Origin of the sequence: Loigolactobacillus binensis (assembly GCF_005405165.1) — a bacterium.
Classification (GTDB): Bacteria; Bacillota; Bacilli; order Lactobacillales; family Lactobacillaceae; genus Loigolactobacillus; species Loigolactobacillus binensis.
This window is the reverse complement of record NZ_BJDN01000009.1, coordinates 12,800-37,724: the sequence shown is the minus strand read 5'-3', so window position 1 is coordinate 37,724 and position 24,925 is coordinate 12,800. Positions and strand designations below refer to the sequence as shown.

Below are 24,925 nucleotides of genomic sequence, written 5' to 3'. Positions count from 1 at the left end.
TATATTTTTGCAAGCGATTACACTCGGCTAATTTTGCTCTGCTTTTCGATTACTTGGATCAAAGCGTTTTTCAAAGAAACCAAGCACTAAGTCAGAAATAATCGCCATCAGCGCAGTCGGCAACGCACCGGCTAAAATAATGGCGCCGCCGTTGGTTGCGTTAGTTCCCCGAATAATAATGTCGCCTAAACCACCAGAACCGACGAAAGAACCAATTGCGGTGATCCCAATTGCTAGCACTAAAGCATTACGTAACCCGGCCATGATCACCGATAACGACAACGGTAATTCAATCATTCGGAGCACCTGAATGCGGGTCATGCCCATTCCTTTGCCAGCATCCAGCACGTCGTGGCTAACATTGACCATGCCAGTATACGTGTTTTTAATGATCGGCAACAATGCGTACAAGAAAACCGTGACGATCACCGTATTGACGCCTAAGCCAAGTCCTAACATAACGATCGACAACATTGCCAACGACGGAATCGTTTGAATCACGTTGGCCACACCGATCACCCAGGTACTTAATTTGCGGTAACGCGCGATCAAAATCCCAATGGGAATACCGACGATCGCCGCTAATAGCACCCCATAAATCGAGATCAAGAAGTGGCGACTGAATTGATCCAACACGTACATACCATTATGGGCAAAATAGTAACCCAATTGCTCTAAAACATTCATGTTTTGCATTAATCGCCACTCCCTTCAAAATAATTGTTCTGCTTCAAAAATTGTTCAGCAACGACAGAAGGTTCCTGTAAATTATTGTCCACTTTGTAATTCAAACGTTGCATGGTCTTCAACGGAATTTTACCATCTAACCGGTGCAAAATACCTTTTAATTGTGGGTGCCGCTTCAAGGCCGCATCGTTGACGACAACACTGGCATTATAAGGTGGGAAGAAGTGTAAATTATCTTTTAATAGCTTCAAATTATAGCTACCGATCCGGCCATCAGTTGAATAGCCCAGTACAGAATCCATTTTGCCACTAGCTAAGGCGTTGTAAACCAAGCCGATCTGCATTGGGTAAACACTGCCAAAAGAGAAACCATAGCGCTTCTGGAAGCCAGAATAGCCGTCGCCATGCCGATTCATCCAAATTTGGTCGATCCCGACCCGCATTTGCGGCGCGATTTTTTTCAAATCACTAACCGTATTTAAATTATGTTTTTTAGCGTACGCCTGCGTCACCATGAATTGATATGTGTCCGCAAAACCGTAACTCGGAAAATAAGTCATATGGTACTTCTGTTCAAATTCTTTGCGCACCATTTGGTCGACCTTCTGCGGATCGGTGACCCCAGATTTATTTAACACAGTTTGAAAGTCAGTGCCGTTATAACGAATCGCCGTCAAATCAGCATCACCGCGTTTTTGTGCCTGAAAACTAACCGTTCCAGAACCTAAATTACTGATCACCGTCGTTTTTAAATTTGAATAGTGCTCGATCATTTGTTGTAAAACGGCAGCCATGATCTGCTGTTCGGTGGTATTTTGGGCCGCAATTTTAACGGTATCCTTGCTGCTACTGCTTAAACCGGGAAAACCACACCCTGCCAGCACGGTGACTAATGCTAAAAAGAGCACCGTTAATTTAGTTAATTTATGCTTACGCATTAGCGGCTCCCCTCCTGTTTCGTGCGCGGTGTTAGTAATAATTCTAAACGCCCCAGTAGAAAATCAACGATCAGCGCTAAAATAATAACCGGGATCGACCCACCTAAAATCAAGTCGGGCCGGTACAAATTCAACCCATTAAAAATAAAGTCCCCTAAGCCACCAGCACCAATATAGGAAGCCAATGCGGTCCACGCAATAACGTAAGTCGCCGATAAACGCACCCCGGCCATGATCACCGGTGCCGCCATCCGTAATTCAACTTGCATGATCGACTGCAGGTTACTCATCCCCATGCCTTTAGCCGCATCCCGTAAGGTAGGATCAACGTTTTCCATACCTAAATAAGTATTGCGTAGGATCGGTAATAGCGAATAAATGAATAACGCCACAATAGCCGGCAAGGCCCCGATCCCAAACAAAGGGATCATCATCGCCAACAGCGCCATTGCGGGAATCGTCTGTAACACACTGGCTAGTCCAATGGTGAAGCCAGCAATTTTTTTATACCGGGTCAACAATACGCCTAATGGAATGGCCACGATCACGCCTAGGAATAGCGCAATTGCCGAAATGTAAATATGCTGCCACGTTTTCAGCAATAATTGACCGCCAAATTCTTGAAAGAATGTGATCACGCTTGATCACCTGCCTCGGTTGCATCAGCAGCGTCTGCCTTATCGGAATCACCCCAAAGTGCGTCATACACCATATCAACCAAGGTTGCCCGAGTAACGATGCCCACTAAATGATGATCATGATCGATCACCGGCACGTTTTTAAAACCACGCTTCAAAATTCTTTCCACAGTATCACGGATCACAGAATCTTCCTTAACGTAGAAGATATTTTTGTTCATAATATCACCAATTGCTTTACCAGTTCCGTAATATTGGTTGATCTGTTCAATACCGACAAAGCCGCGCAGAACCCCAGCATCATCAGTGACCAGCAAGGTATCAACCCGCTTGGTATGCATTTCACCTAGTGCTTCCTTTAGGGTTTGGGTCTCGCGTGCAGAAACCGCCTTAGTCGCAACTTGACCGACAGTGGTAATGCTGGGCCGCGCTTGGATCAACCGTTCTTGCCCGATCAAACTTTCCACAAACTCATCCTTCGGGTGGCGCAAAATATTATCCGGTGTATCCACCTGAACTTGTTTACCATGCGACATGATCACGATCCGTGTCGCCAAGGTCAACGCCTCATCCATATCATGGGTCACAAAAATAAACGTTTTACCTAGGCGCTCTTGCAGATCTTTAACCAGATCCTGCAATGATTCCCGGGTGATCGGGTCCAACGCGCCAAACGGTTCATCCATTAAAATGATGTCCTGATCAGCTGCTAGTGCCCGGACAACACCAATTCGTTGCTGCTGGCCACCAGATAATTCGGCCGGATAACGATCCAAATAATCAACTGGTAATTCGACTAGCTTGATCATCTCTTCAGCCTTGGCATTGCGTTTTTCTTCGGACCATTTTAATAATTTCGGTACTAAAGTAATATTATCCCGAATAGTCATATGCGGCATTAGCCCAATATTTTGAATCACGTAGCCAATTTTGCGGCGTAACTTCACCGGATCCATTTTGGCAATATCTTCACCGTTGATTTCAATGGTGCCGGAAGTTTGGTGTAACATGCGATTGATCATCCGCATCGTTGTTGTTTTACCTGAACCAGACGTCCCGATAAAACAAATAAATTCACCCTTTTCAATCTCCATATTAAAATCGTCGACTGCCTTGACGTCACCATAAATCTTATTTAAATGGGACATTTTTAGTAATACCATTTGTTCATCACCTTCTCTGTTCATCTACTGAGCCTTGTTTGGTTAAATTAACACTTAATAACGGTGCTAACAGTGGTTACTGACATAAGCAACGTAAAAATACACTCTTATATGGTAAACATACTTGCCGCCTAATTGCAAAAAAACACACGGTACTTGCGGCTGACGAAAACGGTTTAAAGTCGGTTCTAGCCTCTATTATTGCGGAATAAATCAACAATTGCAAATTAGCACTCAAAAGTTTTGAGTGCTAATTGTTGGACGTTTGACCTTCTTTGACTATAATAGAATTTGTAAGGTAATTAAAGGACCTGCAAAACAAAAATAAATGGAGGCTTTCGTTATGGCAAATGATTTAATGAATCGGCAAAATGACTTGATGGATTTCGGTGCAGGACGCTTTTTCAATCGGCTAGCGCGTAGCTTCTTCGCTGACGGTTTTCAAGCTCCCGAATTTGATGACACCATGCGTACGGATATCAAAGAAAGCGACCAGGCCTACGTAGCAACGATTGATCTACCTGGCGTTGATAAGAAGAACTTGCAAATCGATTATCAAAACGATATTTTAACGGTCAGTGCTAAAAGTGAACAAAAAACGGATGAACGTGATGAAAACGATCAATTAGTTCATCGCGAACGCCACTATGGTCAATTTTCACGGCAATATCAGTTGCCCAACGTTGACCAAGCTAAGATCACCGCAAAATACAGCGCTGGCGTTTTAACGATCACCTTGCCAAAATCCGCTGCGGCCACTAAACATCAGATCGAAATTCAGTAACTTTTAACGTTTTATTTTAATGAAAGCTTTCGCCAAATGACGAAAGCTTTTTTTATGGCCGCTGCTAGTTTAGCGCGTGGCGCATCTAACCGGCGCATCTGCTAATATGTACTTTATAATTCCCTTGCCGCACTAATACTGGCCAACAAAGCCCCTGTCGCCGTTAACATTAGGCTTAGCCAATGGATCTCCTCAACATTATGCGGTAAACAAATAATAAATAATCCAACAAAAACCACGGCCAACCAAAAATCAAAACGCTTTAGTAATCGCATGGTGTCGCCTCCCGTTTAAGCTTCACTATTTAGCTTAACCAAAAATTAAGAAATTAAAATCGCGCTTTTTGTCGATTTTTGGCTACGACTTTAGACGGTGTTTTAAACAAAAAATTTAGATAAGTAGCGTAATGTCAACGAATCCGCTAAAATAATGGTAACTAGAACGGTTTTTTAGTTGCTTTTATCAATCGTTATATTGTGTTTAGAAACACTATTGCTTCTACCCATACTCTAAATTAAATTTACTGGAGGCAGCCCATGAGCTTATTAATTAATTGGCTGATCATCATCGTTGTCGGCTTTATCGCCGCTATTTTCGTAGCAGCAGAATTTTCAGTTCTAAAAGTTCGCCCATCCTATTTAAAAGGCTTGATCAAAGACGGTAACCGTACCGCCAAGGTCACCCTTAATTTATTGGAAAAATTAAACGATACGCTGTCAACAACGCAGGTAGCGATCACCTTTACCGGGATCTTAATGGGGGCGATCGGGGAAAGTACCTTGTCGGAAACCATTATCTTACTATTCGCCGAGTTTGGGATCGACCTGCCAGAAAACTGGCTGTTGTCCACTGTCAGTGTGATCGTTTTGACCTATTTAGAAGTGGTGCTCACCGAATTAGTGCCTAAATCAATGGCGATCGACCGCCCAAATAAAATTGCGTTGTTGATCACGCGGCCAGTAAGCGGCTTTCAAAAGGTTGCCTTCCCGCTAGTCTGGTTCATGAATCTATCGGCGGCTTTGGTGCTGAAATTACTGGGCTACACTGTAGCTACAGAAAGCGAGGATATCTTCACCCAAGCCGAAATTCTTGGGATCACCCGGGAGGCAGTTCAAGGCGGTACCATCGATCCTGACGACGCCAAATTTATTTCCCGGGGCTTTGATTTTAACGATCGGGCCGCCAAAGATGTGATGGTTGATCGAACTTCGGCTAGTTTTATCAGTGATCAAGTTGACGTTGCTACCGCTTATCAGCACTATTTGAAAACTGGCCTGACGCGGTTTCCCGTAATGGTTGGGCAAAATCGTGATCAAGTCCGCGGCTATGTTTACGCCTACGATCTAGCTAAGCAAAATGCGGCTGACGCCACCGTCTCAGTACAAACTTTGATTCGGCCCATTGCCCGCGTACCTGAAGGCATGCTGATCAACGAAATTTACCGCATGATGGTTCGCACAAAGTCCCCCTTTGCGTTAGTCACTGACGAATATGGGGGCACCGCTGGCATTATCACGGATGAAGATATTAATGAAGAATTACTAGGCGATATCCAAGACGAAAATGATCGCGATAAAGACTATGTTCAGAAACAGGCCGACGGCAGTTATCGGGTCAACGGCAAAATCACGCTCAGCGATTTTGAAGTCGCTTTTAAAACGCGGATCCTGTCCTTTGAAGAAAGCAACGCGGTGACCTTATCTGGTTATCTGCTGGCGCAACAACCGACGATCAAGCTACACGAACAACTAAACGTCGATACTTTCACCTTGACCGTTGCGGAAACTGGCGATAATCAGCACATCACTTGGATCAACGTTACGCAACACGAAGCAGCCAGTGAAGCCTAAATCCCCCAATAAAGGATGGTTCCCACATGAAAAAATATGCTTATCTATTATTTGGCACCATCACTTTTATCTTCGGCACCTTAGGTATTTTTTTGCCCCTATTACCAACCACCGTTTTCTACCTGCTGACCGGTTTTTTCTGGTGTCGTAGCTCACCAAAATTGAATGCCAAATTGATCAAGCTGCCTGCTTATCAGGCATACGTGACACCCTTCCTAGAAAAACGAATGACCCCGCGCAGTAAACGGCGGATGTTTGCCATGATGGGGCTTGTCTTTCTCGTCTCGGCCATTCTCGTTGACCACCACCTGATCCGAATTTTGCTCGGCATCATTTATCTTAGTTTGGTCGGCGGTTTAAGTTGGTATTTAAAAAAGCGCCCAACAACAAATTCCGCAGAATGATCAGCATCAATTTAATTTCGGAAATTCACCTTAAGGGCAATGTCATTAACTTGGGGCTAAGTGGCTTGCCATTAAGTCTGTTTTCACCAGCAAAGTCCCCCAAAATAAATTTAAAAGGCACCTAAAGTGGCGATTATCCGCTACTTTAGGTGCCTTTAAGTGTGTCATTAGTGAATCTTTTTAGCAGTCGCCAAACAAGCCGTGGACTGCATTAACTTTAATACCTCACTGGCGCCAAGCCACTATGTTGCGCTTTACGCTGCTGCTTGTGCCGCAGACTTTGCACCTGTAACTCGGCATCGCGCTCCAAGCCAGCACGAGTTCGCTTAGTAGCATAAACGGTTTGATCGGCCCGAACCATTTGAACGATCGAACCCAGCAATAATATACAGACAAAGATCAGCGGCAAGCCGGCGAGAATACAGATCGTCTGCACGGTTTTAAACCCGCCGACAACTACGATGCCCATTGAAAAGAGAATAAAGACACCAACCCAGATCATCCGGTTAAAACGACTAGGATCTTGGCCCGCTTTTAACTTCAAGCTAGTCAATGAAGAAACGATGAAAGCCGATGATGAGATCGTGGTAGCCAAGAAAATAAAGCAGGATAACGCATAAAAAATCAAAACAGCCGCCTTAAAGGGTAGCGTGCTCAAAACTTTAGCGATCACCGCCGCCTGACCTTGGGTATTTAAGATCTGAACTAAGTTGACGATGCCACTATGCTGCAGATACAATGAGTAGCCACCGAGAATGGCATAGAAACTCATGCACCCTAAGGCACCAAATAATAACATGCCAACAACAATTTGCCGAATCGTCCGTCCCTTTGAGATCCGCGCGATGAACAGACCCGTAAATGGCATGTAGGACAACCACCAACCCCAATAGAAAATGGTGTTGGCGTTGGTGGTGACGGCGCCTTTACCAACAAAGCCTGTGCTTAACGGAACAAACCGAGTAATCAGGTGCCCTAAGTTGCCGATCTCGGAACGCGCAATAAATAAAGTTGGGCCTAAGACCAAAACGAAAACCAAGAAACCGACGGCTGTCCAAATATGGGCGGCACTTAGCCGGTCGATCCCACCTTCAAGTCCAGCAAAAACAGTTACCGCAAACAAGATAAACAAAATAGCAAACAAAAATAGCTTCAACATAAAGTTATCTGGTACACCGGTAAAGCTGTGGACAACAGTTGCTAAAATCGGAATCTCCAAACCAACAGAAGATCCGATCCCACCCATAATGCCGACGACGACTAAGAAATCGACAAACGTGCGTAAAGCCTTTTTGTAGCCTTGCTGGCCATCCAATAAAGTAATGGCCTCACTTAAACGTTGCACCTGGCGATGCTTATTATACATGGCATAGCCAATCGCGATCGTCGCTGACGCAAACATCATCCACGCCATTGGTCCCCAATCAAACTGACCAAACATACTGGCATCGAGGTACGCCATATGGGAAAAGGGCTTCACATTAAACGCCGGATGGGCAACTGCCCGCAGCGGATCAACCATACTTAACATTAAAATACTGGCATCGATCGCTGTCGCAAAAACCATACTGCCCCACTGAAAATTATTATACTTGGGTTTATCCGTTGGCTTGCCTAAGCGAATTTTACCAAAATGGCTGGTCGCTAAGTAAACAAAAAAAACGAAGTTCAGAATATATACACCGAAGAACAGCCAGCCCATGTTAGTCGTAATACCATCCATTAATGACGCTAACCAGTGTTGCAATGAATGCCCACCGAGTAGTAACGCCGCCGACATCAACACGAACAGACTCACAGTTGGTACAAAAACGGTTCGATCAATTTGTTTTGCTTTTAAAATTATAAACCTGCGCCTGAAAACACGCCCACAACCGACGTGCCCTAGTGGAAAATTACTGATTCGTCCTGGTGCTGCAAGCAAAAAATCTGCTTAAGCGTTAGCAAGTGCCTAAACACTTGCGCCCAGTCCCCAGTCGTTAATTCCCGGATTCATCCTTGATCACCGGTACATATAGTGCCACGCGAGGTTGCCCCCGTTCTAGGTAAGATCCAGTCGCAGTATTGCCTTCTTTCTTTTTTTATGGAATTAAGATTACTCAATTTAAATTGAGCTCAAGGAATTCGTGACCTTTTGCCGAGTGTTAAAAAAGGCGCTCATGTTTTGAGCATTAGCCTAGCTTGACGAATAATTCACGTAGTGGATTACTTGACAAGCGTGACTAAGCGGAAAACCATGCTTTTTTAACACGTTTTCGTTAAAGCTGTTTAATAATCCGGGCTGGATTGCCGGCGATCACGACCTTATCAGGAAAAGATTTTGTGACGACAGAACCTGCCCCAACCACAACTTCATTCCCTAAAGTAACGCCGGGCAAAACAGTCACCCGGCCACCAAACCAGCAGCTATCGCCGATGGTGATCGGCTTGCCCAGCTCAACATCGGCGTTGCGCGCCGCCGCATCTAACGGATGAACTGGCGTATACAAGCCAATATTAGGTCCGAAATAGCAGTGACTGCCGATGGTGATCGGACAAGTATCCAAAAACGTCATATCGTAATTACCGTAAAAATGATCGCCGATGTGAATATTAAAACCATAATCAAACTTAAATTCACTTTCGACAAAAAAGTCATCCCCGGTATCCGCCAATAACGCCTTAAACCGCCGATTACGTTCTTCATTGTCAACAATTGGGTTAATTTCTTTTAACTGCTGGCGGATCAGCTTACGCCGTTCGATCAATTCCGGATCAAACTGCTGATAAGCTTCGCCAGCCGTCATTTTCTCACGCTCTGTTTTCTTCATCATACTATCACCTTACCATACTTCCAACTAAATGTTTAGGTTAGCAGAAAAATAACACTTAATGTGCTGCTTGACAAAAGGCCAAGTAATAGCTAACTGCAGCAACAGTTTGCGCAGATTGGACGGTCCCTTTTTGGATCAAAGTAATTAAATCGGCGAATGGCACTAATTGACTGTTGACAAATTCATCCGCATCAAAATGTGTGGCAACGCGGTGCTTGGCATCAATGGTGGCTAACACAAGCGTTACCCGTTCGTCCGTAAAGCCCTCTGACGAAGTGACGGTGGTCAGTTCCTGTAACTTAGCGGCGACATAGCCGGTTTCTTCGCTTAATTCGCGCTTAGCCGCTGTTAAGACAGCTTCGTTTGGATTGATCAACCCGGCAGGTAACGCAATGCTTTCTTGATCGACCCCTGCACGGTACTCGCTATTGACAACCACCTGCTGGTCCGCGGTCAACGCTAAGATCGCTACTGCCGGCTGATGCAAGATCACGTCCCGTTGAACGGTTATTTGATCCGGCGTCGTAATGTGGCGCTGCACCAAATCAAAAATTGGACCCCGATAAAGGGTCTTTTCCGTCAGTAATTTGCCGCGGCGCCCAGCATTAGTTAGTTTTAACATCATTGATGATCCCTTCTACTTGAAAGATTAAAAATAAAAACTGCCGGGCGCATTCAGCAACTCGGCAGCCTTTGATTCTATTATAACGAGTTAACCGGCGTTTTAACACGCTGTAAGCCAATTCCCACAAAACCGCTTAATAAGGACATTACCGGGCACAATAAACTAAAGAATACAAAAGGTAAGTATTCAATGGTAGGAACGCCTAAGGTATTAGCCAAAAAGACGCCACCAACGCCCCAAGGAACCAAATAATTGATCACCGTACCGCCATCTTCCAAAACACGCCCCAGCGCCTCATCACTAAGTCCACCTTGGTTGAACGCCTTCTTAAAGGCACGTCCTGGCAAAATGATCGACAGAAATTGTTCCCCAACAAACAAGTTGACCCCGATACAAGCCGCCAAACCAGCGATGATCAATTTGCCACTGTTGTTTAAATGTTCGGCGACCGGCGTCATTACCGCTTCGATCAACCCGAATTTCACAAGTAGCCCGCCTAATGACAACGTCAAGACGATCAACGCCACAGTGGGCATCATGCTGACGATCCCGCCACGCGATAATAATTTATCCACACCGGCATTACCGGTATGCGCCACAAAACCATCGGTGATGATCGTGGCTAAATTTTTTAAGCCTAAATGTGGTTGCTCAACTAACAATAAACCAGTGGTGACAAAAACATTTAACAGCATTGTCGGGATCGCTGGGATCTTCAACGCCGCGCAAGCAAAAACTAAAACAATCGGCACTAACGCCCAAATCGAAATAGAAAAATTCTTGTCTAAAATACTAACCGTTTGTTGGATCCGCGCTAAGCTTGCGTTAGTGCTGGTGTGCCCCAGAAAACTGAAAATGATCAACGTGATGCCGCCAGCTGGTAAAATTGACCACCACAAGTTGCGCATATGGGTGAACAGATCAACATCGACCACGGCTGCCGCCAAATTATTGGTTTCTGATAACGGCGATAATTTATCACCCATGATCCCACCGGAAATAATCGCACCGGCAACCATAGCCGGATTCAAATTCATGGTCATCCCCATACCGAAGAAGGCTAAGCCAACAGTTGAGGCCACGGTAAAGGTACTCCCTACGGCGGCACCAACTAATGCGCAGACCACAAACACCGAAGGTAAGAACCAACGCACACTGATCAGCTTAAAGCCGACCACCATCAGCGTCGGAATGGTGCCCGCTGCGATCCAAGTACTGATCATAGCCCCGATCAAAATAAAAATAAAGATCGGGATGATTCCCTTTTCAATACCTTCCGCGATCCCAACATTGACACTAGCCCAATCTGAATGACGCCACTTCGCCCAAACCATGACCAAGCTCATCGCCAGCATAACTGGCACTTGCGGTGATAGGCCAAAGCCGATCACACCGATCCCCATGACTGCCAGTACAATGGCCAAAACAGTCAGCGCTTCAGTAAAACTCAATTTTTTCATTTTATTTTGCATTATTTTTCTCCACCTATTCGTTTAATATTAATGCGACATACTTAGATCAAACGCTAAGTTTCGATAACGAGCCTTACCACCACAATGCTGTTGCATCTCAATTTCCCCCAATTTCAAAATTCATATCAAAGTCATTTAAACCGGCCGTACAACCACCGGCTTAATATTTAAAAAAACGCCGAATTTGGATACCAAGCAATGATCTGGGTATAAAAAAAGTCCCTGCTGCAAATTTGCAACAGGGACGACAAATGCCGTGGTACCACCCAGATTGAGCCTAAAACTCCACTCTGCAAGCAAGTATCGGCGCTTGAAAACCGCTTGAACCCAGAACGGTATTTGGTCAACTTACCCTGATCGGTTCGCAGCAACCACCGACTTCCTGACACCCAGATAAATTGACTACTTCTTGTTCTGCTTTGTTCACTGATATAAATTAACTGTATCCTATCACGCCACCTGACCGTCGTCAACTACAAATCAACTAGTCACAAATTAATATTCCAGTAAAAGAGGCCCGCTTTGAAAATAAATACCTTCAACTTTGAGCGCGTCAACCGAAATAATTTAAATTTTTTTATTTTCGTAAATCGATCTTTAGGCCCGCTACAGCAGGTAAGTTGTTAGATATATTGTGTAAAATTTATAATCATTCTTATTAAGAAGTGGTTTCAATTTAGGAATGAATGACTTATAATGAAAGCGTAGTCGAAATTGTTTTCGCTACACAATATTTCGTAGGGGGTTGATTTATTTATGAAAGTAATCGTTGTTGGTTCGTCACATGGTGGCTATGAAGCCGTACGTGAAATTTTGGCAAATGATCCTGACGCCGAAATCCAGTGGTATGAAAAAGGCGATTTCTTATCCTTCCTTTCCTGTGGCATGCAACTTTACCTTGAAGGTGTCGTTAAAGACGTTAATTCCGTCCGTTACGCTACTCCTGAAAAGATGCGTGCGCAAGGCGTTGCTGTTTACACTAAGGAAGAAATCACTTCAATTGATCCAAAAGCTCACACCGTCCATGTTCAAAATCATAATAATGAGACTGAACGGGAAGAGAAATACGATAAATTAATTCTTAGTGCCGGTGCAGTTCCAGCTGCAATTCCAGTTCCCGGTAAAGATTTAGATAATGTCTATGCAATGCGGGGCCGGGATTGGGCGATCAAACTCAAGGCTAAAACCGTTGACCCTGACGTTAAAAACGTCGTCGTCATCGGTTCAGGCTATATTGGCATCGAAGCCGCCGAGGTTTTTGCTAAGGCCGGTAAACACGTCACTGTGATCGATTTATTGCCACGGCTATTAAGTTTGTACCTCGATGCTGAATTTACTGATACATTGACTAAAGAAATGACCGATCACGATATTTATCCAGCTGTCGGACAAGCTGTTCAGCGCTTTGACGGTCAGGACGGTAAGGTCACGCAAGTAGTTACTGACCAAGCCACTTACCCAGCCGATCTAGTTGTTGAAGCCGCCGGGATCAAACCTAACACTGCTTGGCTCAAAGACACGCTTGAATTAGACCAAAAAGGGTTGATCAAGATCGACGAGTATTTGCGGACTAGCCAACCAGATATCTTCGCTGTTGGTGATGCCACGTTGGTTCGCTTCGCCCCAACTGGTGGTCCAGCGCGGATCGCTTTAGCAACTAATGCACGGCGCCAAGGTCGCTATGCCGCTAAAAACTTAGTTGATGCGAAGTATCCAGTGCCTGCTGTTTCTGGCTCATCCGCCTTATCCGTTTTTGATTATAAGTTTGCTTCTACTGGGATCAAGGAAGGCACCGCCAAGGCTTATGGTGTTGACACTAAATCCGTGTTTGTAACGGATACTTACCGGCCGCCATTTGTTCCTGAAAGTGCTGGCAACACTAAAGTCTTCTTCAAATTAACTTACGATCCAAAGGACGGCCGTGTCCTTGGTGCACAGATCATGTCCAAAGCTAACGTTACCGCTAATATCAACGCCATTTCTTTAGCCATTCAAGGCAAAATGACCATTGATGATTTAGCTTACGCTGACTTCTTCTTCCAACCTGGTTTCGACCGGCCATGGAACATCATCAACGTTGCTGCCCAAAAAGCACAACGCGCAAACTGATCTAAAGACCAAAAATTGATTTTGGGTTTTACTGCGTAACGTAAATTCGACCCATAATTCCAAACTTTTGACGTACTTTAGGCATAATGTTCAAAACTAGTAAGAGGCTAGGACTTTTGTCCCGGCCTCTTACTTTTCCCAATACACGCTAAGGCTAAACGTTTATAGCTCAGCTAATTTTTAACTTACAAGTCATTTTCACAACAAATGATTACTTTTTTAGAGTGATTATTGCTATAGTAGAAATAGAAACGGAGGGATTATTTTGGTTCAATTAACTAAATTAACCGATACATTCACTTTAAACAATGGTACAAAGATTCCGATCGTTGGTTTTGGCACGTGGCAAACCCCTGATGGCGACGTTGCTAAAGCGTCAGTTAAAGCCGCCATTGCCGCCGGTTACCGGCATATCGACACTGCATTTGCTTATGGCAATGAAACCAGCGTTGGCGCTGGGATCCGGGAAAGCGGCGTGAAACGTGAAGAGCTATGGGTAACTTCTAAGCTGACTGGTGATGATCACGGCTATAATAACACCAAAAAAGCCATTGACACTTCCTTAAATAATTTAGGTTTAGACTACTTAGATCTCTACTTGATTCACTGGCCAAATCCCATTGCTTTTCGTGACGAATGGATCGAAGCGAACGCTGGTTCATGGCGGGCAATGGAAGAGGCCCAAGCTGCGGGTAAATTGCGGGCAATCGGTGTTTCTAATTTTCGGCCTAAACATTTAGAGGCGCTACTTAAAACCGCTAAAGTGGTCCCACAAGTTAACCAGATCTTCTTAAATCCTAGTGACCTACAAAGCGAAGTTGTCGCTTATAACAACGACCACAACATTCTATCTGAAGCGTACAGTCCTTTAGGGACAGGTAAAATTTTTGCCGTTCCCGAATTAAAGACGATCGCCGACAAATACCATAAAACCGTGGCGCAAGTTGTTTTACGTTGGTCATTGCAACATGGCTTCTTGCCCCTACCTAAGTCAGTTCATGCCGAACGTATCAACGAAAATACTAAATTATTTGACTTTGAATTAAGTGGCGCCGACATGACCGCCATTGATAAATTACACGGTGTCGCTGGCGTGGCGATGAACCCAGATACCATTACTTGGTAAGCATTATCAATAATGAGCTTATGCTCTGATTTAGTTGGTTTTCCTGATAGCCGGTTAGCGTGAAACAGAACCGGTAGCACAGCAAAATTTAATCATGCCGGCGGCAACGATCACGGCATTAACCTACGTTGTCCGAAAAAATGCCAGTAAAAGCAGCTTTGATCGCTTTTACTGGCATTTTGTTTAGAAATAATTTGAATTGCAAACCACCGAAGCTGGCTGATCGTACAACTACACTGACTAACCTTATTCGCCAACCAAAATGTGCTTCCCGCTGGCGATTGGACTAAGCCGGAAATTGGTAGGTTCAAGTCGCACCCGTTGCCCACACGTACCTAATAGCCTGCAGAAAGAATCACTCAGCTAGATTGTGGCTTTTTATTGATACTTAGCTATTAGCAGCATCAATAATTGATTGAATATAACCATTGGTATCTTCCAAAGTTGCGCCCGACACAACGTCAGTCATTTTATCATGAGCGTTCAACTGATTTTTCAGATCCGTTGCTGTTTTACCAGTGGTGTAATTAGTAATGGCATCCACTGACCTGCTCCGTGTCTGTGTTGCGCCAGCCTCGTCCTTCATCATTTTACTGTAGGCGGCGTCATTGGCTTGTTTCGAGGCTAGAACTTTGCCTTTAGGATAATATTTACCGAAATCTTGATTACTATTAGGGACACCTTTGAAATCTTTTTTGGCCACAAATTGGAATTCATCGATCGTAGCTGCTGCAATTTTAGTTCCACTCATTGCAACCGTTGTTACCGCAAAGGATTTATCACCATGGGGTGCGGCCTCGATTTGTTTCAATTCAATTTTATCGCTGGCAACGCTGATTCCTTTAGTCACATAACCTTTGGTCGCTGTATTGACAACGGACTTAACATAATTATTCGTATCGGCCAGAGTCGCCCCCGAGATGACTTTATTTTGTAACTTCTTATTGGCAGCTAAACTGGCCTTAAGTTGTTTGACCGTTTTTCCTACCGTATAATTTTCAATTGCTGTCATTGAGGCCGAACGTGTTTTAGTTGCCTTAGCCTCATCCTTCATTAATTTACTGTACACCTTATCGTTATTATTCTTTGAGATCAAAACTTGTTTGCCTGTGACGGCCTTGCCAAAAGCAGCATTACTGTTAGGTACTGGTGTTATCCCAGTTGTACTTTTTTTCATAAACTGAAACTCATCAATATGTGCGGCGACGATCTTGTTACCTTGTAAAGCAACCGTTGTCACAGCAAAAGCTTGCTTACCATGTGGTGCCGTATCTAGTTGTCGTAAGACCACCGGATCACTACTGGCGGCCTTTGTGTGTTGTGCATTAGCCAAAAGTGCAACTGGACTTCCCATCAACGCAACTGCAGCAACAGTGACCATTTTTTGCCCTAACCCGTTCATAAAACGTCAGCTCCTTATATTAAAGTTATTTTTTGTTGGCGCTTACATGATGCTCACCGTTATTTTATCATGGATCATGTGCAAAGCCTAACAAATTTTTAAATTTTATAATACTTTTCAAGTAAGCCCTAAAAGCTGTAGAATAGAAGCAAGAGTAAAAATAAATCGCAGGGGGGAATTTTCCGTGGATATTGAAAAATCTTTGGACTATCAAAAACGGTTCTTTACCAATTTTGCGGCAGCTTGGCAAGATCATTCTGATCTTGATCTCTACCGTGGAATTGATGCAACCGCCGATGCATTAAGGCTTGACCTCTCCGAAGTACCAGGTTACATCTTAGCTTATGATAAACAAGCTCAGGCCGAATTACGCGCCTACTTACAAAAGGGACTTGTGGAATGGTTACAAACTTACATCCCGTTTTTTGAGGTCAGTGCCGATGGCATCGTGATGTTCGGTGACTGGTATCACCGGCGGCAGTTTGGGGTGCTCGACGTTTGGACCCGGCAGATCATGCAGTATTCGGAGACTGAACGCCAGATCTTACCCGACTTAGAAACCTACGCCAAGGATCCCAAAAATTATCTCAAAAAGCGCCTAGCCAGTTTGCACGACGACGTCTTCGCGGACGCTGATCACTTGCAAAGCCAATTGGAAAAGGCCCAGGCTGCTGTGGCGGCAGAACCCGATGCCGCAACCCGTAGCAGCCGTGAACGCACTGGTGGTGGCTTTAAAGGGCTAATGAAAAACTTCATTGACCAGCCGGAAACTAACGAAAGCGTGCCGCAAAGTACCAGTGATACTAGTGAGGTAGCCAGCCTACAATCACATCTCAATACCGCACGGGCCGAAGCCCAAGCCCGCTATGATGAAGAAAAACGGCAACTTCAAGTTGAAGCCGCCGTAACTAATTACGAGTATCAGGCGATCATTGGACAATATAGTTCATTGAAACAATTTGAAAATTCACTACAGCATATTGCGGATAGTTATATGGCTAGCTTAGCGGCTGGTCCTCAATTAGCGGCGCAAAGAGAGGATGACGACGACAATGCTTAATTTCAAACAACCACAATTACGTGATGTCATCGAAGCGCCAGCCGATATCGCTGCAGCTCGTACCAGCCTCGCTCATTTGTACCAGCAAAAGCGGCAATTATTTACCGATAAAGCGCACTGGGCCCACAATAGTGCTGCGGTTTATGAATTTGGTGCCAGTTACACCCGCTTGTTTATGGATAAACTTTGGGAAGCATTCAACGATGATCCCGTTATTGGTGATTCTCCCTTATTGGACCATCTCTGGTTGCAAGTCGTCCAGCAAGATCACGGCACTGCAGTTAACATTAACTACGCTGACGAAGCCGGCACCAATCACTTATTGTTATCGATCGATCAGGCCTTAAACATGCAGGCCCATTTGACGGCGCACGAATTACCAGTTTTAGCGGATTTCACTGCCACCAAGCCGCAGTATTTACTCACAGAAAAAATGTTTCCGGCATTGCTACAACTGATCAAATTACTGTACGCCGCTAAGTTGCATTTTCTTTCACCAAAGGAAACCGTGCTACAACCAGTTGCGGGGCTCCACTTTGGCGTGAAGTTTCCTGATGCAAAGACCTTTACGGCGACGCTGAAGGTCAGCAACAATGTGGCCGTTCCAGTTAAAATCAATGTGGAAATTGGGCACTATGATGTGCGCAGCTTCAAAGTTAGTGACGAAACTGACAATGATGTGACTACCGTTGGTAAGCCCCAGGTTTCAGCCGGTGGCACCTTTAGTTGGGAAGCCCAGCATCTACCAGAATTAACTAATCAAACACTGACACTGACTGTTGAAGCAGTGGCTATTGATACTTTACCTTGCTTAGACAACTTATTTGTTACGGCTTCTGGCAATAATATTTTAATGCGGACGGGTGCTCAAGTTGGCAGCTATCAATTAGAATTGCCGAACCAAAAAGAATTAGGCTTAACCGTTAATTCGCAAGATGAAACGTTAACGCTCCATTATCCTGACACCGATACACAAATTTATGAACTCAGCAAAACTTACCCATTCTTTGGTGAATGGTTAGAAGAAACACTAAAAACAGCAACTAACGTTTAAAACGTCAATGGGGTGGTGGCATACATGTGTATGTCGCGGCCTCATTTTACTTTTGGATAGCAATTCGCAAAACAGTTGGCATTTATCCCCATTCGTGATCACGTTATGAAAGAAGTTAAATTTATGAAAATTGCGCTGCGTCAACAACAACCCTTTTTAATTGAAAGCTCCACCAGTGGCCGTTTAATTTTGAATCAAGCAACTATTCTCGCTGCCTTACAGGCAACTCCGGCTAACTGGCAGCTAGGTAAGCGCCAATCTTTTACCGCTGCCCAATTAACCGCACCAATTCCAGATACTAACCAAATCTTCGCCATCGGGATGAACTTTCGGGATCACTCAGAAGAGATTCACCTGGCACTGCCAAAAGTACCCAGCGTTTTTACGAAATTTAGTAGCGCCTTAACTGCTCCCGAAACAACGGTTACCATGCATGGTCCGCAAACAGATTGGGAAACGGAATTAGTCGTTGTCATCGGTAAAGCCGGCCGCAATATTCCTGTAGTAGCCGCAAATGACTATATTGCTGGCTACTTGATCGGCGAAGATCTATCTGATCGTGAAGTTCAATTTGCCAATACTCCGCCACAATTTTCGTTAGGCAAATCCTTTGCCGGCTACGCGCCAATCGGTCCGTGGCTGACCACCCCTGATGAATTTAGTTCTTTAAAACAGGCGGTGATCACAACAGAAGTCAACGGTCAGATCATGCAGCAGGCCCCATTAAGCCAGCTTATTTTCACCACTCCAGAATTGATCAGTTACTTATCCAGTATCGTTGAGTTGCAACCTGGTAATTTAATTTTCACTGGTACACCTAGTGGCACCGGTGTTGGTCACCAGCCCCCGCTTTATTTAAAACCCGGCGATCATCTGCGTGCCAGCATCACTGGTTTAGGCGCATTAAATTTAACCATGAAATAAAAGATAGTATTCTGAAAAATAAGTAACCAATTAGCGGCAATTACGATTTCTTATTCCGATCAACACTAAGTCACTAAGCAATGTGCGCACGCTATGATTATTATATTGGCGCTATTCACGCTATAAATATTACAATTGCGGCTAAAATTTAGCCTTGCGCAAGGTTTAAAATATTAAGCACTTTCATCATTAATAAGCTAAATAATGGTAAAATTAACTTATATTATAAGAGTTGGGGTGATTTTATGGCAGATATTGACTTCGATGTCTACGTAAAGAATATGGTGGAAATAAACTACACAGCGACTATTGATCAGACTGCTCGATTTGACGGGCTTTATAAAGGGATGATGTGGCCATATAACCATGGTAGTGTAATGGGTAACCATGATGCTAGGCCACTACACGGCGTTTCGATTCAAGTTAAACGAGAAGCCCACTTAAATACCGGCATGGTCTTTGTTGAATTTGAGTGGAAAAATATTGATGTTTGGATGCCTAAAGATGGTATTATTCCACCGCTGCTTGATGCTAAAACAACCCTCACCAATCAATTAGCAAGTCTCACCGTTGGTAAACTCGATTATCCCTATTTTAAAGAAATTCCACAAACCAAAAGTCGAAATCATATCCCACTTGGCTACATTAATAAAGATCGCTTAGCTGGGCAATCCATTCTAGTCACAGCCACCGCCATTCGCAGTGATCAACGCAGCTTCAGTCAGTTTTTCACTAACGGATCAAGCTTTTGGATCGATTCCGCGGCCATAACCGGAACTGGTACCCCGCTAACGACCCTGTTCATCGGCAGCGACACTGCATTGCAAACGAAGGCAAAATCTAAAACCGCTAATGCTTTGATTCGACGGCCAAACGGTGATAGCGAACGGGCACAGATCAAATTTTCCGTTCAGGGAAATTATACCAAGGATTTCAAGCGGCAGAATTTTGAATTTGAACTTTACAATGACTTTGAGCAAACCACGCCAAAACCAATTCAGTTTGGGACTTGGCAACCTAGAAATAAATTTTCCCTCCGTGGTGATTACACTGACCAAACTCATTCACGAAACGGAACTGGCTATTCGTTATGGCGCGAAATTCTAAAAACTGAGCCGTATTACTCAACGACGATCAAAGATCAGGAAATGTTAGGCACTATTCAAACTCAACCCATCAACGTCTTTTTCAACGGCGTAAATCACGGTATTTATAGCCTTTCCAGCTATTTTGATGCTGCCAGCATCAAACTTGATCCGCACAATGAAGCTGAAATTCTCTTGTTAGCATTAGATGGTTACACCAATGATAAGGATCTGGCTTTTGCTAATCCAACTGCTAGACTAAACAATTCCGACTTTGGTGTGATGTCCGCGCAAACCGCCGCCAGTAAAAAACTATTTGCGCAGACAAATCGTTTGATGACCTTCATCAATTCAACCAGTGATCAAGAATTCTATGAAAATGCTAAAGAATACTTCGATCCACTTAATTTAATTGACTATATTTTATTTGTTGGTGCACTTGACGCTTTTGATAATGTTGCCCATAACACAACCGTCTTCACTTATGACGGCATGCATTGGCTATTTTCCTTGATTGATCTAGACATTAGTTTTGATATTGATGCCGATGGTAAGCTGCTTTCAAATCCGCATCCAGTGTTCGGTAATATCCAGTCACCATTGTTTAAACGCATTTTTGCTTGCTTCCCCGGAGAAGTCAAAGCCCGCTGGCAGGAATTACGGCAATCAATTCTCAGTGAAGCGCATATCATCGCGGTTTACCGGCAAACTATGGCCAAAATTGGTGAAGCAAACTTTGCAGTTGATCAGAATATTTGGCACAGTCCAACTGGATCAACTAGCAGTCTGCAAAACGTTACTAACTTTGTTCACCAGCAGTTGCCTAAATGTGATCATATTATCGGTAAGGCATTTCATGATAATATTTTACAAGGGTTTAAAATAGATTTTAAGTAGCTTTGAATTAACCTTATAGTTAATAACTATAAGGTTTTTTTGTGCTTGAATTTCAACTTGTCTACAAAAAAAGGTTTGATTCCCACGTGAAATGGAATCAAACCATAATGAATTACCTATTCAAGCTATGTCGTTTTAAAATACGCTTAACCGTAGCGTATTTTTAACTTAGTTTTTCAGAAGTGCTTCGTAGTGCGCTAAATAATCACGGAAATCCGAAATATCATAATTTTCATATTGAGAACCAGGCTTATGCAATGCTTGTAACTGCTGTTGCATAATGCCTTGAGTTGAATCCCATAAATCCGCGTTTTCTTTTAACATTAATTGCTGTTCGTGATCTAATGCCGCAGCATCGTACCCGGGATTCTGTTTTTGCCAATAGAATAAGGTTGCGACAGAATTCCCAAAATCAAAGGCCAATTTTTGCGGCGCCCGTTCTTTGATTTTGCGTAAATAGTACTTATTCATTTTGGCCCATTGATCCAACTGAATATTAAATTTCAGGGCCGGATCTCTGACTGTAGATTTTTCGTTATACAACCAGCTATACACAAACGAATTCAACCAAACAACGTCACTGGCCAATTCGATCGCCATCGAACAAAAATAAACATCTTCAAATATTCGAACGTCATCTAGCCAATGTAAATCCATTCGCGCAACATAATCGCGATTAAACCATTTAGCGTACGCAGCACTCCAAATAGGTTCATTATGCAAATAGAAATAACTACCATCAGCATGACGACCTTGTTCAATATACTTAGCAACAACCACTTCATGATCGCCATCTTTAACCGCATTAAAGAACTCCAACAAAGCCCCATCATAATAAAACTCGTCGTCAGCATCAACGAACATGTAATAACGACCACTAGCCATGCCCATACCGCGCTGTCTAGCAACCCCAGCACCACCGCTGTTTGTGAAATATTTGTAGTGAATGTTAAGATTATTAAATACAGCAAAATCATCTAAATTTTCAAGTTGCTTACCACCATCGCCAACTAAAATAACTTCCACTTCATTAAAATTGATCCCGATCTGATAATTAATTGATGACAAAGCAATACTAAGTTGGTATTCATCTTCATTATAGAAGGGAATAATAATTGATACTGTTGGTTGGGTCATATTCTTTGTCGCCATTATTATTTTCCCTCCTGTGTATAAATCTGATCACTTAAAGCAGACTGTTCTGTTTCAAATAAGAATTTAACCGCATCCTTATTGCTTAAATCAGCATAGATGGTCCCTTTATTATTATAATCTATAATTGTTTGCATAATTTTACTTCTTGCCGGCAGCCAATAAGAACTAAACTCACGCAGTAAGCGCTGATTCTCCTTTGTAAACTCCGCCGGATCGACAGGCTCGAATTTCTTCTGACGATAGAAAATATCCGCAACATAATTCACAAATAAATCTTCGACCCGCTCAGGATGATACTTTTGAACTGCTTCAAGGAAATAACGCCGGCTCCTACTCCAAACATGCAATTGATCATCAAAAGAAACACCAGGCTTCTCCGTACTGCGACCAGTCGAGCGATTATTATAAAGCCAAGTATAACCAATAGCATCAATATACTTAATATTTACTGCAAATTCGTAGGCGAGCCCAACAAAATAAGTATCTTCAAACACTCTTAGATCATTGGCCCAGCGAATATGGTAGTGCTCGATCAAGTTACGATTAAACCACTTAGAGAAAATAGAATAGTTTTCATTATTATTATGAAAAACATAGTATAGATCGCCAGTATTGATATCTTTTGCTTGCTCCATGTATTTACCCGCAATTAAATCATAATCATTCTGATCAGTAAGATTGAAGAAGTCCAATAATGCGCCATCAATATGAAATTGATCGTCGGCATCCATAAACATAAAGTATTGGCCTTTTGCATGATTCATTCCCATTTGCCGAGCAGGTCCTGGGCCATGGCCTTCACGCAAACGAAGGTAAATAATGTCTAAATTTTTTAGTAATCTAAAAGTATCTTTGCCATTTGGCAGCTCAGGACCGCCATCATTCACTAAAACGACTTCGACCTTTTCAAAGTCAATCCCAACTTGGTTATTGATCGAAGCCAATACATTGAAAACTGTATAGACTGGCTCACTATGGAACGGAATAATAATAGAAACTGTTTTCATAAAATTACAACTCCTTTATTTATTATTGTATTAGCGGCTGCTTTATTCAACTTATCTCTGACTTAATAACAGTCGACATATTCTTCACCTATTTTCATGTACCACAATCGCTTTCATTTATCATTAATTATAGTATTCATGGCCCATTAATTACACCAGTTTGAAAAATATGCTACTGCTAATTAATATAAATTAACGGTTGTTCCGCCTATTTTATAATTAATTGAAGCAACTAAGTTGATCCGCCAATTTTCACAGCTATTAGCCCATAATCTTAAAGCACGTCTAAAATCTTCTCGGAGATGAAATCTAAGCATAGCCATTATTGAACTTCAGTCACTAACAGTAACCGACCCAGCTAAAAATTTGAAACCGCCAAAAGGCCCCACATCAATTATCTTTGGTGTGAGGCCCTTTAGTTTAATCTAACGTTTGGTTACAGTTACTTTTAATCTTCCTTACGCTTTCTCAAACCAGCTAAACCAAAGAGTGATAATAATACACCCAATAAACCTAATTCAGAAAGGTTATTCTGCGCTTCAGAAGTTTGTGGTAATTTACCCTGTCCATTATTGTCCTGTGCCTTTTGAGAAGCACTATTCAAATTAACGGCATTGTTATTCAAGTTAACGTTACCAGCATTCTGTGAACCAACACCTGTAACATTACCTTGCGCACTGTTACCACTGTTATTTGCACCTGAACCAAGACCCGGTACAGTTACAGGAACACTAGCACTTGATTTACCATCAATTACTTGCGTAACATCAAGAACTTCACCTGGTGTAACACTGCCAACTGGTAAACCAATACTGAAGTGCCCGTTACCATCGACAACACCGCTAGCAATTTCATTGCCATCGCTATCGCGAATAATAATCGTTGCTCCTGGAGTACCAGTACCAGTGATCGTAACTTGCCCGTTTGGAGCAGTTGTAGCAGTAACATTACCTGGTTTCGCAACATTATTCGGCGCAACTACTGTACCACCTGGCGTCGTTGTTGTGTTACCACCATTATTCGAACCAACAGTGGTGCCACCTGGCGTTGTGGTCGTACCGCCTGGCGTAGTGACATTACCACCCGGTGTGGTTGTGTTATTGCCACCAGCATTCGGGCCAACTTCTGTACCACCTGGCGTTGTGATCGTACCACCAGAAGTGATCGTTGTCCCACCCGGTGTAGTTTGCGTACCACCTGGGGTCGTCGTATTCTGACCTGGTGTCGTGGTTGTACCACCTGGCGTTGTTGTGGTGCCACCTGGCGTAACCGTTGAGCCACCTGGCGTATTGACATTACCACCTGGGGTAACTGTTGTACCACCTGGGGTCTTTTCAGTACCACCTGGCGTAATTGTTGTACCACCCGGTGTGGTTGTCGTACCACCTGGGGTCGTCGTATTTTGACCTGGTGTGGTTACTGTGCCACCTGGCGTTGTCGTCGTACCACCTGGGGTGATTAGAGTACCACCTGGTGTTTGTACTGGCTGCGTTGGCTGGCCAGTTTCTTCACCAGTTCCAGCGCCTGGGCCGACTTCTGTACCGCCTGGTGTCGTGATCGTACCACCAGAAGTGATCGTTGTCCCACCTGGTGTAGTTTGTGTGCCACCTGGGGTCGTCGTATTCTGACCTGGTGTCGTGGTTGTACCACCTGGCGTTGTTGTGGTGCCACCTGGCGTAACCGTTGAGCCACCTGGCGTATTGACATTACCACCTGGGGTAACTGTTGTGCC

At 43.6% G+C, this 24,925-nt stretch carries 22 protein-coding genes; 9 read left to right on the top strand and 13 right to left on the bottom strand.

Annotated features, from left to right (window positions below; genetic code table 11):
* Nucleotides 1-27 precede the first annotated feature (27 nt).
* The 4 genes from FFM78_RS05830 to FFM78_RS05815 are packed head-to-tail and all read right to left on the bottom strand — an operon-like array spanning nucleotide 28 to nucleotide 3,426.
* Nucleotides 28-696 carry an ABC transporter permease gene (locus FFM78_RS05830; RefSeq protein ID WP_137637505.1) on the bottom strand — a complete coding sequence of 223 codons (669 nt, stop codon included), beginning with the start codon at nucleotides 694-696 and terminating at the stop codon, nucleotides 28-30.
* Nucleotides 696-1,625 carry an osmoprotectant ABC transporter substrate-binding protein gene (locus FFM78_RS05825; RefSeq protein WP_137637504.1) on the bottom strand — a complete coding sequence of 310 codons (930 nt, stop codon included), beginning with the start codon at nucleotides 1,623-1,625 and terminating at the stop codon, nucleotides 696-698. Before FFM78_RS05825 ends, FFM78_RS05830 begins: the two co-directional genes overlap by 1 nt.
* Nucleotides 1,625-2,263 carry an ABC transporter permease gene (locus FFM78_RS05820; protein ID WP_137637503.1) on the bottom strand — a complete coding sequence of 213 codons (639 nt, stop codon included), beginning with the start codon at nucleotides 2,261-2,263 and terminating at the stop codon, nucleotides 1,625-1,627. The genes FFM78_RS05825 and FFM78_RS05820 overlap by 1 nt, the downstream gene beginning before the upstream one ends.
* On the bottom strand, nucleotides 2,260-3,426 hold the full coding sequence (locus FFM78_RS05815; protein WP_137637551.1) for a betaine/proline/choline family ABC transporter ATP-binding protein: 1,167 nt from the start codon (nucleotides 3,424-3,426) through the stop codon (nucleotides 2,260-2,262). The genes FFM78_RS05820 and FFM78_RS05815 overlap by 4 nt, the downstream gene beginning before the upstream one ends.
* 343 nt (nucleotides 3,427-3,769) lie before the next feature.
* Between FFM78_RS05815 and FFM78_RS05810 the strand changes: the two genes are divergently transcribed.
* On the top strand, nucleotides 3,770-4,210 hold the full coding sequence (locus FFM78_RS05810; protein ID WP_137637502.1) for an Hsp20/alpha crystallin family protein: 441 nt from the start codon (nucleotides 3,770-3,772) through the stop codon (nucleotides 4,208-4,210).
* A gap of 113 nt (nucleotides 4,211-4,323) precedes the next feature.
* On the opposite strand, the gene FFM78_RS13840 is transcribed toward FFM78_RS05810, so the two are convergent.
* The gene (locus FFM78_RS13840; RefSeq protein ID WP_171001844.1) at nucleotides 4,324-4,485 is read right to left on the bottom strand and encodes a hypothetical protein; all 162 of its coding nucleotides are present in this window, start codon (nucleotides 4,483-4,485) and stop codon (nucleotides 4,324-4,326) included.
* A 261-nt stretch (nucleotides 4,486-4,746) separates the two neighbouring features.
* Between FFM78_RS13840 and FFM78_RS05805 the strand changes: the two genes are divergently transcribed.
* Entirely contained in the window at nucleotides 4,747-6,060 is a 1,314-nt protein-coding gene (locus FFM78_RS05805; RefSeq protein WP_137637501.1) for a hemolysin family protein, read from the top strand.
* 26 nt (nucleotides 6,061-6,086) lie between these two features.
* Nucleotides 6,087-6,464 (top strand): YbaN family protein, encoded by a 378-nt coding sequence (locus tag FFM78_RS05800; RefSeq protein ID WP_137637500.1) that lies wholly within the window; start codon nucleotides 6,087-6,089, stop codon nucleotides 6,462-6,464.
* A 217-nt stretch (nucleotides 6,465-6,681) separates the two neighbouring features.
* Here FFM78_RS05800 and FFM78_RS05795 read toward each other — a convergent pair whose 3' ends face one another.
* The 4 genes from FFM78_RS05795 to FFM78_RS05780 form a co-directional block, all read right to left on the bottom strand.
* Nucleotides 6,682-8,289 (bottom strand): BCCT family transporter, encoded by a 1,608-nt coding sequence (locus FFM78_RS05795; protein WP_263390745.1) that lies wholly within the window; start codon nucleotides 8,287-8,289, stop codon nucleotides 6,682-6,684.
* A gap of 433 nt (nucleotides 8,290-8,722) precedes the next feature.
* Entirely contained in the window at nucleotides 8,723-9,274 is a 552-nt protein-coding gene (locus FFM78_RS05790) for a sugar O-acetyltransferase (RefSeq protein WP_137637498.1), read from the bottom strand.
* A 58-nt stretch (nucleotides 9,275-9,332) separates the two neighbouring features.
* On the bottom strand, nucleotides 9,333-9,899 hold the full coding sequence (locus FFM78_RS05785) for an NUDIX hydrolase (RefSeq protein ID WP_137637550.1): 567 nt from the start codon (nucleotides 9,897-9,899) through the stop codon (nucleotides 9,333-9,335).
* An 80-nt stretch (nucleotides 9,900-9,979) separates the two neighbouring features.
* A complete protein-coding gene (locus tag FFM78_RS05780; RefSeq protein WP_137637497.1) occupies nucleotides 9,980-11,374 on the bottom strand; it encodes a Na+/H+ antiporter NhaC family protein in 1,395 nt (464 codons plus the stop codon).
* Nucleotides 11,375-12,130: 756 nt separating this feature from the next.
* Between FFM78_RS05780 and FFM78_RS05775 the strand changes: the two genes are divergently transcribed.
* Together FFM78_RS05775 and FFM78_RS05770 are read left to right on the top strand one after the other, a co-directional pair.
* A complete protein-coding gene (locus tag FFM78_RS05775; RefSeq protein ID WP_137637496.1) occupies nucleotides 12,131-13,483 on the top strand; it encodes an FAD-dependent oxidoreductase in 1,353 nt (450 codons plus the stop codon).
* A gap of 265 nt (nucleotides 13,484-13,748) precedes the next feature.
* Entirely contained in the window at nucleotides 13,749-14,609 is an 861-nt protein-coding gene (locus FFM78_RS05770) for an aldo/keto reductase (protein ID WP_137637495.1), read from the top strand.
* 388 nt (nucleotides 14,610-14,997) lie between these two features.
* On the opposite strand, the gene FFM78_RS05765 is transcribed toward FFM78_RS05770, so the two are convergent.
* On the bottom strand, nucleotides 14,998-16,011 hold the full coding sequence (locus tag FFM78_RS05765; protein ID WP_137637494.1) for a hypothetical protein: 1,014 nt from the start codon (nucleotides 16,009-16,011) through the stop codon (nucleotides 14,998-15,000).
* 184 nt (nucleotides 16,012-16,195) lie between these two features.
* Between FFM78_RS05765 and FFM78_RS05760 the strand changes: the two genes are divergently transcribed.
* The 4 genes from FFM78_RS05760 to FFM78_RS05745 all read left to right on the top strand — a co-directional run bounded on the left by FFM78_RS05760 (nucleotide 16,196) and on the right by FFM78_RS05745 (nucleotide 21,031).
* Complete coding sequence (locus FFM78_RS05760) at nucleotides 16,196-17,071, top strand: hypothetical protein (RefSeq protein ID WP_137637493.1); 876 nt, start codon at nucleotides 16,196-16,198, stop codon at nucleotides 17,069-17,071.
* Nucleotides 17,064-18,125: a hypothetical protein gene (locus FFM78_RS05755; RefSeq protein ID WP_137637492.1), complete on the top strand. Its 1,062-nt coding sequence runs from the start codon at nucleotides 17,064-17,066 to the stop codon at nucleotides 18,123-18,125. Before FFM78_RS05760 ends, FFM78_RS05755 begins: the two co-directional genes overlap by 8 nt.
* Nucleotides 18,126-18,248: 123 nt before the next feature.
* Nucleotides 18,249-19,049, top strand: coding sequence for a fumarylacetoacetate hydrolase family protein (locus FFM78_RS05750; RefSeq protein ID WP_137637549.1), 801 nt, complete (start codon nucleotides 18,249-18,251; stop codon nucleotides 19,047-19,049).
* A 245-nt stretch (nucleotides 19,050-19,294) separates the two neighbouring features.
* Nucleotides 19,295-21,031, top strand: a complete 1,737-nt coding sequence (locus tag FFM78_RS05745; RefSeq protein ID WP_137637491.1) for a CotH kinase family protein — start codon at nucleotides 19,295-19,297, stop codon at nucleotides 21,029-21,031.
* Between the two features lie 168 nt (nucleotides 21,032-21,199).
* On the opposite strand, the gene FFM78_RS05740 is transcribed toward FFM78_RS05745, so the two are convergent.
* The 3 genes from FFM78_RS05740 to FFM78_RS05730 form a co-directional block, all read right to left on the bottom strand.
* The gene (locus FFM78_RS05740) at nucleotides 21,200-22,183 is read right to left on the bottom strand and encodes a glycosyltransferase family 2 protein (RefSeq protein WP_137637490.1); all 984 of its coding nucleotides are present in this window, start codon (nucleotides 22,181-22,183) and stop codon (nucleotides 21,200-21,202) included.
* A 2-nt stretch (nucleotides 22,184-22,185) separates the two neighbouring features.
* On the bottom strand, nucleotides 22,186-23,193 hold the full coding sequence (locus FFM78_RS05735) for a glycosyltransferase family 2 protein (RefSeq protein WP_137637489.1): 1,008 nt from the start codon (nucleotides 23,191-23,193) through the stop codon (nucleotides 22,186-22,188).
* Between the two features lie 448 nt (nucleotides 23,194-23,641).
* Nucleotides 23,642-24,925 (bottom strand): LPXTG cell wall anchor domain-containing protein (locus tag FFM78_RS05730; RefSeq protein ID WP_137637488.1); only part of this gene is annotated, 1,284 nt, incomplete at its 5' end.